11 protein-coding genes are annotated in these 13,423 nt (G+C 63.3%); 8 read left to right on the top strand and 3 right to left on the bottom strand.

Annotated elements, in window-relative coordinates; translation table 11 throughout:
* The first annotated feature begins 5 nt into the window (after window positions 1-5).
* Window positions 6-467, top strand: a complete 462-nt coding sequence (locus tag BLL36_RS25345; RefSeq protein WP_076954345.1) for a metallophosphoesterase family protein — start codon at window positions 6-8, stop codon at window positions 465-467.
* Between the two features lie 8 nt (window positions 468-475).
* Here the strand turns inward: BLL36_RS25345 and BLL36_RS25340 are convergent, their stop codons facing one another.
* Window positions 476-775, bottom strand: a complete 300-nt coding sequence (locus BLL36_RS25340; RefSeq protein WP_076954344.1) for an ArsR/SmtB family transcription factor — start codon at window positions 773-775, stop codon at window positions 476-478.
* Window positions 776-865: 90 nt separating this feature from the next.
* Between BLL36_RS25340 and BLL36_RS25335 the strand changes: the two genes are divergently transcribed.
* From BLL36_RS25335 to BLL36_RS25325, 3 genes are all read left to right on the top strand, one after another.
* On the top strand, window positions 866-1,957 hold the full coding sequence (locus tag BLL36_RS25335) for an NADH:flavin oxidoreductase/NADH oxidase (protein WP_076954343.1): 1,092 nt from the start codon (window positions 866-868) through the stop codon (window positions 1,955-1,957).
* A 188-nt stretch (window positions 1,958-2,145) separates the two neighbouring features.
* On the top strand, window positions 2,146-4,278 hold the full coding sequence (locus BLL36_RS25330; protein ID WP_076954342.1) for a TonB-dependent siderophore receptor: 2,133 nt from the start codon (window positions 2,146-2,148) through the stop codon (window positions 4,276-4,278).
* A gap of 149 nt (window positions 4,279-4,427) precedes the next feature.
* A complete protein-coding gene (locus BLL36_RS25325; protein WP_076954341.1) occupies window positions 4,428-5,843 on the top strand; it encodes a hypothetical protein in 1,416 nt (471 codons plus the stop codon).
* Window positions 5,844-5,874: 31 nt separating this feature from the next.
* Here BLL36_RS25325 and BLL36_RS25320 read toward each other — a convergent pair whose 3' ends face one another.
* Together BLL36_RS25320 and BLL36_RS25315 are read right to left on the bottom strand one after the other, a co-directional pair.
* A complete protein-coding gene (locus tag BLL36_RS25320; RefSeq protein WP_076954340.1) occupies window positions 5,875-6,597 on the bottom strand; it encodes a FadR/GntR family transcriptional regulator in 723 nt (240 codons plus the stop codon).
* Between the two features lie 48 nt (window positions 6,598-6,645).
* Window positions 6,646-8,382, bottom strand: coding sequence for an IlvD/Edd family dehydratase (locus BLL36_RS25315; RefSeq protein ID WP_076954339.1), 1,737 nt, complete (start codon window positions 8,380-8,382; stop codon window positions 6,646-6,648).
* A 192-nt stretch (window positions 8,383-8,574) separates the two neighbouring features.
* On the opposite strand from BLL36_RS25315, the gene BLL36_RS25310 reads away from it, so the two are divergent.
* From BLL36_RS25310 to BLL36_RS25295, 4 genes are read left to right on the top strand one after another with little or no spacing between them, the layout of a single operon-like run.
* The gene (locus tag BLL36_RS25310) at window positions 8,575-9,897 is read left to right on the top strand and encodes an MFS transporter (protein WP_076954338.1); all 1,323 of its coding nucleotides are present in this window, start codon (window positions 8,575-8,577) and stop codon (window positions 9,895-9,897) included.
* Window positions 9,898-9,912: 15 nt separating this feature from the next.
* On the top strand, window positions 9,913-10,902 hold the full coding sequence (gene araD1, locus BLL36_RS25305; protein WP_076954337.1) for an AraD1 family protein: 990 nt from the start codon (window positions 9,913-9,915) through the stop codon (window positions 10,900-10,902).
* Between the two features lie 11 nt (window positions 10,903-10,913).
* Window positions 10,914-12,494 carry an aldehyde dehydrogenase (NADP(+)) gene (locus tag BLL36_RS25300; RefSeq protein ID WP_076954336.1) on the top strand — a complete coding sequence of 527 codons (1,581 nt, stop codon included), beginning with the start codon at window positions 10,914-10,916 and terminating at the stop codon, window positions 12,492-12,494.
* A 36-nt stretch (window positions 12,495-12,530) separates the two neighbouring features.
* Window positions 12,531-13,394 (top strand): SMP-30/gluconolactonase/LRE family protein, encoded by an 864-nt coding sequence (locus BLL36_RS25295; RefSeq protein WP_076954335.1) that lies wholly within the window; start codon window positions 12,531-12,533, stop codon window positions 13,392-13,394.
* Window positions 13,395-13,423: the final 29 nt, after the last annotated feature.

Genomic DNA, 13,423 nt, shown 5'->3' with positions numbered 1-13,423 from the left:
CGCAAATGGCAAGAATTGGCGTGATTTCCGACACGCACGGCCTGTTGCGGCCTGAAGCCGTGGCGGCGCTGGAGGGCTGCGAGCAGATCATCCATGCCGGCGATATCGGCGGCCCCGAGATTCTCGAGCAATTGGCGCGCATCGCGCCGTTGCACGTTGTACGCGGCAATAACGATCAGGGCGCGGCGTGGGCGCAGCAGGTGCCTGACCATCTGATGATCGGCGTGAACGGTTGGCAGGCCTTGGTCGTGCATGACATCGCCGACGTACCGGCATTGCTCGAGCGTGATACGCGCCTGGTGATCACCGGCCACTCGCATAAACCGCTGATCGAGTGGCGGGCCGAGACGCTGTATGTGAACCCCGGCAGCGCAGGGCGGCGGCGCTTCAAGCTGCCGGTGACGCTGGCGGTGCTGGAGGTGCAGGCAAAGCGCATCGAGCCGCGGCTGATCGCGCTGCTGGACTGATACGACGGTCAGCGCTGGGCGAGAACGCTGGCCAGCAGTCCGGGAAACCGGCTCTCCAGCTCATCGCCGCGCAGCGAGTTCATGTGGGTGGTGCCCACGCTGCGGGTGTGCACCAGGCCGGCATCGCGTAAAACCCGGAAGTGATGGGACATGCTGGATTTTGGCCGCCCACCGTCCAGTTCGCCGCAGGTCGCCTCCGGCACGCCGGCCAGGCAACGCACGATGTTCAGGCGCACTGGATCACTCAAGGCGTAGAGCACGCGTTCGAGGGTCAGGTCTTGAGGGGTGGGGTGTTTGAAGGCTCGCATGGCGCGGATGATAACAGGGGGGTATCGCTGAATACCATAGTTCGATTACCATCGAACTATCGAATCACTCATCAACTGCTGGAGTACCCCATGTCGGCATTGTTCGAACCCTTCACCCTCAAAGACGTCACCCTGCGTAACCGTATCGCCATTCCACCGATGTGCCAGTACATGGCCGATGATGGCATGGTCAACGATTGGCACCATGTGCACCTGGCCGGCATGGCCCGTGGCGGCGCCGGGCTGCTGGTGGTAGAAGCCACCGCCGTGTCCCCTGAAGGCCGCATCACGCCGGGCTGCGCCGGTATCTGGAGCGATGCCCACGCCGAAGCGTTCGTGCCGATGGTCCAGGCGATCAAGGCCGCAGGCTCGGTGCCGGGCATCCAGATCGCCCACGCCGGGCGCAAAGCCAGCGCCAACCGTCCATGGGAAGGCGACGACCACATGCCGGCCTCTGACGCGCGCAGCTGGGAAACCATCGCGCCGTCGGCCATTGCCTTTGGTGCCAACCTGCCGAACGTGCCGCGCGCCATGACCCTGGACGACATAGCCCGGGTCAAACAGGATTTCGTCGACGCCGCCCGCCGTGCCCGTGACGCCGGCTTTGAATGGATCGAGCTGCACTTCGCCCACGGCTACCTGGGCCAGAGTTTCTTCAGCGAACACTCCAACCAGCGCACCGACGCCTATGGTGGCAGCTTCGACAACCGCAGCCGTTTCCTCCTGGAAACCCTGGCCGCCGTGCGCGAAGTGTGGCCGGAAAACCTGCCGCTGACCGCGCGTTTCGGCGTGATCGAATACGACGGCCGCGACGAGCAGACCCTCACCGAATCCATCGAACTGGCCCGTCACTTCAAGGCCGGCGGCCTGGACCTGTTGAGCGTCAGCGTGGGCTTCACCATCCCTGACACCAACATTCCGTGGGGCCCGGCGTTCATGGGCCCGATCGCCGAACGCGTGCGCCGCGAAGCCGGTATCCCGGTGACTTCGGCCTGGGGCTTTGGTACGCCGCAACTGGCGGAAGGCGCGTTGCAGGCCGGGCACCTTGACCTGGTTTCGGTAGGCCGTGCACACCTGGCTGACCCGCATTGGGCGTATTTCGCGGCCAAGGAACTGGGTGTCGAGAAGTCCTCGTGGACCTTGCCGGCGCCGTATGCGCATTGGCTGGAACGCTATCGCTGAGGCGAGCCGCGCGGTAAATGAGCCACTCGTTTGAGTGGCTTTTTTTCGGCCAGATTTTGATACAAGCCAGATACCAAAAAAATAACGAATGAGAATAGATGTCAAACGAGAATGGTTGGTATACCATGCCCGCCGAATTCTTGGCAGGTCTGCCGCCCCATCTGGCTCATTCACTAGGTCCAACTTCCATGCGTCGTACCCTGATTTCCATCTGTGTGCTGCAGGCGTTTTCCCCCTTCAGCTGGGCAGACGTTGCCCCCTCCGAGAAAGCCAGCCTGGAGTTGCAAACGACCAGCGTGACCGGCACAGCGGATTTCGAAACGGCGCAAGGGCCGGTCAAGGGTTACCACGCCACACGTTCGGCCAGTGCGACGCGCACCGACACCTCGATTCATGAGACACCGCAGTCCATCACCGTGGTGTCCAAAGACGTGGTCGAGGACATCGGCGCGACCCGACTGCAGGATGCCCTCGATTACGCCGGCGGCGTGGGCCGGGCGAACAACTTCGGTGGGCAGGGTCTTACCAGTTTCACCGTGCGTGGCTTTACCACCGCAGAGTTCTATCGCAACGGTTTTCCCGTCAACCGCGGCTACCCGGCCATGCCCGACGCCAACACCATCGAACGCCTCGAAGTGCTGCGTGGTCCAGCGACCATGCTGTACGGCCGCGGCGATCCCGGTGGCACCTTCAACGTGGTGTCCAAGCAGCCGCTGGCCGAGCGTACGGTCACGTTGGGCAGCCAGTTGGATGATCAGGGCATGAAGCGCGGCACCCTGGATGCCTCCGGCCCGTTGGACGACGAAGGGCGCCTGGCCTACCGCCTGAACGTGGTGGGCGAGGGCGGCGATACCTTCCGCGACCATGTCTCCACCGAACGTTACGGCGTGGCCCCGGTGTTGAGCTGGCAGGTCAATGACGCCACGAAGTTGATCTTCGAAGGCGACTTCATCCGCAACAACCACCCGCTGGATCGCGGCCTGACGCGCTTTGCCAACCAACGTGGGACGCCGTCGCGCGACACCTTCTGGGGTGAAAAGTACGCCGGCGACCTGCACAACGATAACAACACCGCGCAGTTGCGCTTCGAGCATATGCTCAACGACAACTGGACCCTGGGCGGTGGTTTCCAGTGGCTCGACGGCACGATGAAGGGCAATGGCGTGGAGGCCAACGGCGCGACCAGCCTGGGCGCCGACGGCCGCACCCTGCAGCGCAACTTCAACTACCGCAAGCTGGAATGGACCGACAAGGACTATCAGCTCAACTTGACCGGGCACTTCTCTACTGGCGGTTTTGATCACACCCTGCTGACCGGCGTCGAGTACGAAGACTACGATTATAAATCGATCATCCAGCGTTCCAGCGCTGCGACGGGCACCTTTCCGATCGATATCTTCAACCCGGTCTACGGCCAGCCGCGTCCGGCGCTGACCCGCACGCCCACCCATGACAAGGAAAACCTCAAGACCTACGCGGCCTTCGTCCAGGACCAGGTGGCGCTGACCGAGCGTTTGAAAGTTCTCGCCGGTGCACGCTTTGAGCGTTTCGAGCATAAGTATGAATCCTACGCAGGCGCCCCGAACTGGAACGCGGCCGATAATGCCGTCACCCCGCGCGTCGGCGTGATGTACGACCTCACCGACACCGTCGCGATTTATGCCGATGCCGCCCGCTCCTTCAAGCCGAACACCGGTGCCAGCCGCCAGGGTGGCGGGTTCGAGCCGGAGAAAGGCAAGTCCTATGAGATGGGCGTGAAATGGGAAGCGCTGGATAAACAGCTGAGCGTCGACGCGGCGATCTACCAGATCGAAAAGAAAAACGTCCAGGGTGTCGACCCGCTTGACTCCGCTTTTAACGTTGCGACCGGTCAGGTGCGCAGCCGCGGTTTCGACCTGAATGTGGCCGGTAACCTGACGCCTGAATGGCGGGTGATCGGCGGCTATGCATACGTGGATGCGGCGGTCACCAAGGACACGGCGGTTCGTACAGGGACGCGCCTGGCCAACATCCCGCGCAACAGCTTCAGCCTGCTTAACGTGTATGAGTTCCAGGACGGCACGCTCAAGGGACTGGGCCTTGGCGCAGGTACAAAATACGTGGCGGATCGTGCCGGGCAGACCACCAACACCACATTCACCATGGATGCTTACACGGTGGTCGACCTGCTGGGTTACTACAAGGTCAACGAGAACGTACGGCTCAACCTGGATGTGAAAAACCTATTCAACCGCGAGTACGAAGAGGGTTCGTTCCAGAACTTCTATGCCTACCCTGGTGAGCCGCGTACCGTGCAGGTAGGCATCTCGTACACCTTGTAACGGCTGCCCGTCGGCGTGCAATCCTCCAACCGGTGATTGCACGCCACCTCACAACCCCGGCAGAAAACCCCGCCTGCGCTCAAATAAGCGTTTACGCCTCCCCCGATAGATGAGAAAAGCATGCCCATTTTCCCGGAGATGGACATCCCATGCCTCGCTCAGTCTTCATCACCCGCCTGGTCGTTGCTCTGCTGATCGGCGCCGCGCTGTGGTACATCTGGATCATCGCCAGCCCCAAGCTGGAAATCGGCGGTGCCAGCCCGGATCAACAGCAATTGGGCACCTTGCAGGACCTGAGTCCGTATGACTTCGACGACTCGGGTACTGGCGTAGTAGTGACGGCCCAAGGGACGTGGTTGGTAGGGCGGGTCGATGACGAATATCACAGGTTAGAACCGACCACCCAAGGGGTCAACCTGACCGAGCAGCTCTACGGCAAGAACCCAAAGGCATCGGAAGAGGAAGGCACTTACTCCGGCTTCTTCTCAGGCAGCAAACCCCAGACCACCTTTGTGTCGCGCCTGGGGGATGACGGCGAGTTCAAGCCAGTGGCCCGGCTCAGTGGCGGTGCGTCCTTGGTGGCCAGTGCGGATGGCGCACGGGTGTTTCTGCTCACCGACCTGCAGCGTCCCAACGGTGCCGATGGCCAGGTGGTGTTCAGCAGTGATGACCAGGGCAAGACCTGGACCTTATTGGCCGATGATTTCTTTCCCGGGATAGGTGGGGCGCTGGTGCTCCTTGATCCGTACTTTTACAGTAAGAACGAGGTCTGGGCCTGGGGCCTCCCCGAAGAGACCGAGGACGAGTCCGACAGCGTATCGACCGGGGTGTACTACTCCAGCGTCGGTGGCCTGCACAGTACGCCGATCATGACCCCACGCTCCCTGTTGGTAGGGTCTGAGTACGCAAGCGGCAAGCGCCCGGATATCAAGCAATGGCATGACTCAAGCGACCAAGTGACCCACGTGCTGCAATTGGATGCCCGACGCGCCTATATCTGGGTGTCCCAGCGCTTCTGGGGCAGTTCCCCGGATGGCAAGGGCGGCAACGTGGCGGCCAGCGTTACCACCCGGGTGGAACTCACGCGCACGGCCGGGACCTGGCAGGTGGGCAGGATCGAACGTGAAGACGGCTTGTACATCACCGACCTGGGCAGTAACGGCGAGGGGCGTGTGCTCGGCCTGATCGACCAGGGCTCGCGTGGGCAGGCCGTGGTCGCTGAAATGAACACCACTACCCTGGCCTGGCAGCCCCTGGGCGATGTGCCCAATGTGTTTTCGCCACTGGCCGCCAGCACCCAGGCGCAGAGGTTGTGGGTGGGGCGCGATAGCCTGATGATCAGCACCTACAGCGAACATCACCCACCGCGTTGGCTGTACTGGTGGGGCGATGCGAACATCTCGGCCGGGGCAGTGTTTTATTCCAGGGACTGGGGCCAGGGCTGGAAGCGCCTGGCCCTGGACGACCATGGCGTGCTCGGCTTCGACGCTGCCGGCGACCGGGTAATCTGGGCCAAGCAAAGTCAGCGTGATGACGTCGGCATTCATGCCTATGGCTTGCGTTAAAACGTACCTGGCGTCTTGGCGGTGAACGGCTTCAGAGCGGAGTGAGCACGTTCATCACCGTATCCAACGCCACCCGCGTGTCATCCAGCTGCACCAGCGACGCATGCCGCGCGCCCAGTGCGTCGCGGTTTTTGATCGCGGTGAGGATCGCCTTGTGCCGGGGCAGGCTCAAGCCCTGGATATCCGGACGGCGGTTAGTGATGTTGATCGACTCGCGCAGCGGCAACGACAGCATGTTGCACATATAGGCGAGCAGGTCGTTGCGGGTGGCGTCGGCAATGGCGCGGTGGAAGTCCAGGTCGGCCTGCAACAGGTCTTCGTGGGTCTTCGCGGTTTCCATGCCGCCGTAAGCCTTCTCGATGATGGCGATGTCTTCGTCGGTGGCCGTGGTCGCGGCCATGGCCGCGATTTCCGGTTCGAGAATGCGCCGCACACCGGCCAGCGTGTTGAAAAACTCGCTATGGGGCGTGGACTGCATCAACCAGGACAGCACGTCCGGGTCGAGCAGGTGCCATTTCAAGCGGGGCCGCACCACCGCGCCCACCCGAGGCTTGGAATACACCAGGCCCTTGGCGCTGAGCACCCGCGTCGCCTCACGCAACACCGAGCGGCTGACCTTGTACTCCTCGCAGAGCGTGGCCTCCATGGGCAGCCGTTCTTCGGGCTTGAAGCGGCCGGAAACGATGTGCATGCCCAAGTCCTGGACGATCTGGGCATGCTGGCTCTTGCGCGGCTTGGGCGGCTGGTGATCCATAACGACGGGGAGGCTCTGGCTTAGATTCGCGGCATCATAGCATCCCAATTAGTGGGAATGCCGTGGGACTTCCGCCCCACGGCAACCCACCAGGAAATCGAAGTCGCAACCCTGGTCGGCCTGCAGTACATGGTCGATGTACAGCTGGCGATAGCCACCGACGATGAGCTTTTCGGTGGGCGCCAGGTTCGCCATGCGTTCTGCCAGCTCTGCGTCGGGGATGTCCAGGTGCAGGCGGCCATTGGCGCAGTCCAGTTCGATCCAATCGCCTTCCTTCACTGCTGCCAACGGCCCGCCGGCTGCGGCTTCCGGCGCCACGTGCAACACCACTGTGCCGTACGCCGTGCCGCTCATGCGCGCATCGGAAATACGCACCATATCCGTCACGCCCTGGGCCAGCAGCTTGGCCGGCAGGCCCATGTTGCCGACTTCGGCCATGCCTGGGTAACCCTTGGGCCCGCAGTTTTTCATGACCAGGATCGAGTTGGCGTCCACGTCCAGCTCCGGGTCGTTGATGCGTGCCTTGTACATGTCGAAGTTCTCGAACACCACCGCGCGGCCGCGGTGCTGCATCAGCTCCGCGCTGGCGGCGGAGGGCTTGAGCACCGCACCCAGCGGCGCCAGGTTGCCGCGCAGCACGCAGATGCCGCCGTCGGCGCGGATCGGGTTGTCGAGGGTGCGGATCACTTCATCCTGGCCGTAGATCGGCGAATCCTTGGTGTTCTCGCCCAGGGACTTGCCATTCACGGTCAAGGCATTCGGGTGCGGGATCAGGTTGGCTTCACCGAGGCGGCGCAGCACGGCGGGCAGGCCACCGGCGTAGTAGAACTCTTCCATCAGGAAACGCCCCGACGGCTGCAGGTCGACAATGGTCGGCATGCCACGGCCGATGCGGGTCCAGTCATCCAGGTCCAGCTCCACGCCGATGCGCCCGGCGATGGCCTTGAGGTGGATCACGGCGTTGGTCGAACCGCCGATGGCCGCGTTCACGCGAATCGCGTTTTCGAACGCCTCTTTGGTGAGAATCTTCGACAGCTTCAAATCTTCGCGCACCATTTCTACTGCGCGCATGCCCGACATGTGCGCCAGCACATAGCGCCGCGCATCCACCGCCGGGATCGCCGCGTTGTGGGGCAGGGAGGTGCCCAGTGCTTCGGCCATGCAGGCCATGGTGGAGGCCGTGCCCATGGTGTTGCAGGTGCCCGCCGAACGCGACATGCCGCCCTCGGCCGCGAGGAAATCATCCAGGGTAATGGTGCCGGCTTTCACCTGTTCGCTGAGCTGCCATACCACGGTGCCCGAGCCGATGTCCTGGCCCTTGTGCTTGCCGTTGAGCATCGGCCCGCCGGTCACCACGATGGCGGGCACGTCGCAACTGGCGGCGCCCATCAGCAGCGCCGGGGTGGTCTTGTCGCAGCCGGTCAGCAGCACCACGCCGTCAATCGGGTTGCCGCGAATCGCTTCTTCCACGTCCATGCTCGCCAGGTTGCGGGTGAGCATGGCGGTAGGGCGCAGGTTCGATTCGCCGTTGGAAAACACCGGGAACTCCACCGGGAAGCCACCGGCCTCGATCACGCCGCGTTTGACGTGCTCGGCGATCTGGCGGAAATGCGCGTTGCACGGGGTCAGCTCCGACCAGGTGTTGCAGATGCCGATGATCGGCTTGCCATGGAACTGATGGTCGGCAATGCCCTGGTTTTTCATCCAGCTGCGGTACATGAAGCCGTTCTTGTCGGCGGTACCGAACCACTGGGCGGAGCGTAGGCCGGGCTTTTTATCAGACATGATCGATTCTCTTATTGTATGACTATATGTTCTATGCGTGCCTAAACATAAGCGCAAAATCGATGCTTTGGAAGAGTTGTTTTGCAAATAGTCCTACTATATAGTCAGCCTCAACTGAGGTATGACCCTGGCGGATTTTCGCGAGAGGCGTCCCCCGAGCTTCTATAAGAACAACAATCGGAGATCGACCCCATGAGCCAGGAGCTGCGGCTTATTCGGCGCATCACGCTGAAACTGATTCCCTTCCTGATCCTGCTGTACCTGATCGCCTACGTGGACCGTTCCGCCGTGGGCTTCGCCAAGTTGCACATGGGCGCCGACGTCGGCATTGGCGATGCCGCCTATGGCCTGGGCGCGGGATTGTTCTTCATTGGCTACTTCCTGTTCGAGATCCCCAGCAACCTGATGCTCGACCGCTTCGGCGCACGGCGCTGGTTTGCGCGGATCATGCTCACCTGGGGCGCCATCACCATCGGCATGGCCTTTGTGCAAGGGCCGCACAGCTTCTACGTGATGCGCTTTCTGCTCGGCGCGGCCGAAGCGGGCTTCTTTCCGGGCGTCCTGTACTACATCACCCAATGGTTCCCGGTGCGCCATCGCGGCAAGATCCTCGGGCTGTTCATTCTCTCGCAACCCATCGCCATGATGATCACCGGGCCTGTGTCCGGTGGCCTGCTGGGCATGGACGGTATCCTCGGCCTGCACGGCTGGCAGTGGCTGTTTATTGTGATCGGCACCCCGGCAATCCTGCTGACCTGGCCGGTGCTGCGCTACCTGCCGGATGGCCCCAAGCAGGTCAAGTGGATGAACGACGAGGAAAAAGCCTGGCTCACCGGCGAACTGGCCAAGGACCTGCAAGCCTACGGCCAGACCCGCCACGGCAACCCGCTGCATGCGTTGAAAGACAAACGTGTGTTGTTGCTGGCGCTGTTCTACCTGCCGGTGACCCTGAGCATCTACGGCCTGGGCCTGTGGCTGCCGACCCTGATCAAGCAGTTCGGCGGCAGCGACCTCACCACCGGTTTCATCTCCGCCGTGCCGTATATTTTCGGCATCATCGGCCTGCTGATCATTCCGCGCAGTTCCGACCGTTTGAATGATCGCTACGGCCACTTGGCGGTGCTCTATGTGCTGGGTGCCATCGGCCTGTTCTTCAGTGCCTGGCTCAGTGCGCCGGTGCTGCAAATGGCCGCGCTGTGCCTGGCGGCCTTCGCGCTGTTTTCCTGTACGGCGGTGTTCTGGACCTTGCCGGGGCGCTTCTTTGCCGGCGCCAGCGCGGCGGCGGGCATTGCCCTGATCAATTCGGTGGGCAACCTCGGCGGCTATATCGGCCCGTTCGTGATCGGCGCGCTCAAGGAACACACCGGCAACCTGGCGTCGGGCTTGTATTTCCTGTCGGCGGTGATGGTGTTCGGGCTGGTCCTGACCTTCGTGGTCTACCGCCTGCTGGAGCGCAAGCACGTGCTGCCTGCCGACCAATTCGCCGCCAGCGCCCGTGGCGCCACACGACCTTAATCTGGGAGAAAATTCATGCGTCTAGTTCAGTTCGAGTCAAGCAACGGCGAGCGTCGCGTCGGCGTCGTCGAGGGCAGCCAACTGCGTGAGGTGCGCACCGCACGCAGCGTGCGCGAGTTGGCCCTGGCCGCCATCGAAGCGGGCGTGGGCCTGGAACAGCAGGTGAACAGCCTCGGCCTGGGCGACAGCCACGATTACGCCAGCCTGCTGGCCGACCTGAAGATCCTGCCGCCGTTGGATCACCCGGACCCTGCGCACATGCTGATCAGCGGCACCGGCCTGACCCACCTGGGCAGCGCCTCGGCGCGCGACAAGATGCACCAGGCCGGCGACGAGACCGCCTTGACCGACACCATGCGCATCTTCAAATGGGGCGTGGAGGGCGGCAAACCGGCGGCCGGCCAGGCGGGCGTGCAACCGGAGTGGTTCTACAAGGGCGACGGCAGCACCGTCGTGCGCCCGGGCGCCGCCTTCCCGGTGCCGCCGTTTGCCGAAGATGCCGGCGAAGAGCCGGAAATCGGTGGCCTTTACGTGATCGGCCCGGACAGCAAGCCTTACCGCGTGGGCTTTGCGGTAGGCAACGAGTTCTCCGACCACATCATGGAGCGCAAGAACTACCTGTACCTGGCCCATTCCAAACTGCGCAGTTGCAGCTATGGCCCGGAAGTGCGCGTGGGCGAGTTGCCCCAGCATTTGTCGGGCACCAGCCGTATCCTGCGCAACGGCGAGGAAATCTGGCGGAACGAATTCCTCAGCGGCGAGGCCAATATGTGCCACAGCCTGGAAAACCTCGAATACCATCACTTCAAATACCGCCAGTTCCTCAAGCCCGGCGATGTGCATATTCACTTCTTCGGCACCGCCACGCTGTCATTTGCCGACGGTATACGTACCCAGGCCGGCGATGTGTTCGAGATCAGCCAGGCTGAGTTCGGCGCGCCGCTGGTCAACCGTGTCGGCAGCAGCGATGCGGCATTCGAACCCGGCAACGTCATCACCCTTTAAAGGAGAGCCTCATGAGCCAGTATCTCGGCCACAACTACATCGGCGGCCAGCGCAGCGCCAAGGGCAGCGTCAAGCTGCAAAGCGTCGACGCAACCACCGGTGAAGCCTTGCCCCAGGATTTCTACCAGGCCACCCCGGAGGAGGTCGACGCCGCCGCCAAGGCCGCCGCGCAGGCTTACCCGGCGTACCGCGCCTTGAGTGCCGCGCGCCGCGCGCAGTTCCTGGATGCGATCGCTGACGAACTGGATGCCCTGAGCGATAACTTCATTGAGTTGGTGTGCCGCGAAACCGCACTGCCGGCCGCGCGCATCAAAGGCGAGCGCGGGCGCACCAGCGGCCAGATGCGCTTGTTCGCGACCGTGCTGCGTCGCGGTGACTTCTACGGCGCGCGCATCGACAAGGCCCTGCCGGATCGCCAGCCACTGCCACGCCCGGACCTGCGTCAGTACCGCATCGGCCTGGGCCCGGTGGCGGTGTTCGGCGCGAGCAACTTCCCCCTGGCGTTCTCTACGGCGGGCGGTGATACCGCAGCGGCATTGGCGGCCGGTTGCCCGGTGGTGTTCAAGGCTCATAGCGGGCATATGGCCACAGCTGAGCAGGTTGCCAGTGCAATTATTCGCGCGGCCGAAGCCACCGAAATGCCGGCCGGCGTGTTCAACATGATCTTCGGCGGTGGCGTCGGCGAAGCGCTGGTCAAGCACCCGGCGATCCAGGCCGTGGGCTTTACCGGTTCGCTCAAGGGCGGTCGTGCCCTGTGCGACATGGCCGCGGCACGCCCGCAGCCGATCCCGGTGTTCGCCGAAATGTCGAGCATCAACCCGGTGATCGTATTGCCCCAGGCCCTCAAGGCGCGGGCTGAAAGCGTGGCCCGCGACCTGACCGCTTCGGTGGTGCAGGGGTGCGGCCAGTTCTGCACCAACCCTGGGCTGGTGATCGGTATCGCGTCGCCCGAATTCACGGCCTTCACCCAACAAGTGGCGCAACTGATCGGCGAGCAACCGGCGCAAACCATGCTCAACGCCGGCACCCTGGGCAGCTACGGCAAGGGCCTGGAAAAACTCCTGGCCCACGCCGGCATCCAGCACCTGGCGGGCAATGCCCAGGCGGGCAACCAGGCGCAGCCGCAACTGTTCAAGGCCGATGTACGCCTGTTGATCGACGGCGACGAAGTGCTGCAGGAAGAAGTCTTCGGCCCCACCACGGTGTTTGTCGAAGTCGCCGACCAGGCCCAGCTCAGCGCGGCCTTGCACGGCCTGCACGGTCAACTGACCGCCACGATCATCGGCGAGCCGGACGACCTGCAACAGTTCGCCGAACTCACGCCGCTGCTGGAACAGAAAGTCGGGCGCATCCTGCTCAACGGCTACCCGACCGGTGTGGAAGTCTGCGATTCGATGGTGCACGGCGGGCCGTACCCCGCGACATCGGATGCCCGTGGCACCTCGGTCGGCACCTTGGCCATCGACCGTTTCCTGCGTCCGGTGTGCTTCCAGAACTACCCCGACAGCCTGCTGCCCGACGCGTTGAAAAACGCCAACCCGTTGCGTATCCAGCGGCTGGTGGACGGCACGCCATCGCGCGAATCGCTGTAAAGCACGCCTGAGAACAACAACACTCCAGGAGGCACCATGTCGTTTCACGCTGTCACCACGCATCGCGCGCAACTGGGGGAGGGCCCGTTCTGGGACGCGCCCACCCAGGCGCTGTACTGGGTCAATATCGCCGGCAAACAGGCGCTGCGCCTGATGGGCGGGCACTTGCAGGCGTGGCAGTTGCCCGAGCATGTCTCGGCGTTCATCCCCTGTGAGAGCGGCGATGCGCTGGTGACCTTGAGCAGCGGCGTGTATCGCTTCGACCTGGCCACCGAAGCCCTGACGCTGCTGTGCGTGGCCGACCCGCAAGCGGGCAACCGCGGCAATGAAGCCCGTTGCGATGCCCAGGGCCGGCTGTGGCTGGGCACCATGCAGAACAACATCGGCGAGCAGGGTGAAGACCTGCCCATTACGCGACGCTCCGGCGGCCTGTTTCGCATCGATGCCGATGCGCGGGTCACGCCGCTGCTCAGTGGCCTGGGCATTCCCAACACCCTGCTGTGGAGCGATGACGGCACCCAGGTGCATTTCGGCGACAGCCTGGACGGCACGCTGTACCGGCACGGGATTGCGCCGGACGGCCAGCTGCATCCGGCGCACGTTTGGTTTGGCCCGCACGAACGCGGTGGGCCGGACGGCTCCGCCATGGACTCGCAGGGGTATATCTGGAATGCGCGCTGGGACGGCAGTTGCCTGCTGCGCCTGACGCCTGAGGGTCAGGTGGACCGCATCATCGAACTGCCGGTCAGCCGTCCCACCAGCTGCGTGTTCGGTGGCCCCAACCTCACCACTCTGTATATCACCAGCGCCGCCAGCCCGTTGGATCACCCCTTGGATGGTGCGGTGCTGGCCATCGAGGTCGACGTGCCAGGCAAGCCCTGTCACCGCTTTGCCGGTTAAACCCAAGACTTTGAAAAACAACAACAAGG

The sequence above is a fragment of the Pseudomonas cedrina subsp. cedrina genome, from assembly GCF_001983175.1.
In the GTDB taxonomy this organism is placed as follows: Bacteria; Pseudomonadota; Gammaproteobacteria; order Pseudomonadales; family Pseudomonadaceae; genus Aquipseudomonas; species Aquipseudomonas cedrina.
Note: the sequence above shows the minus strand (reverse complement) of the source record. Positions and strands in the feature narration are given on the sequence as shown.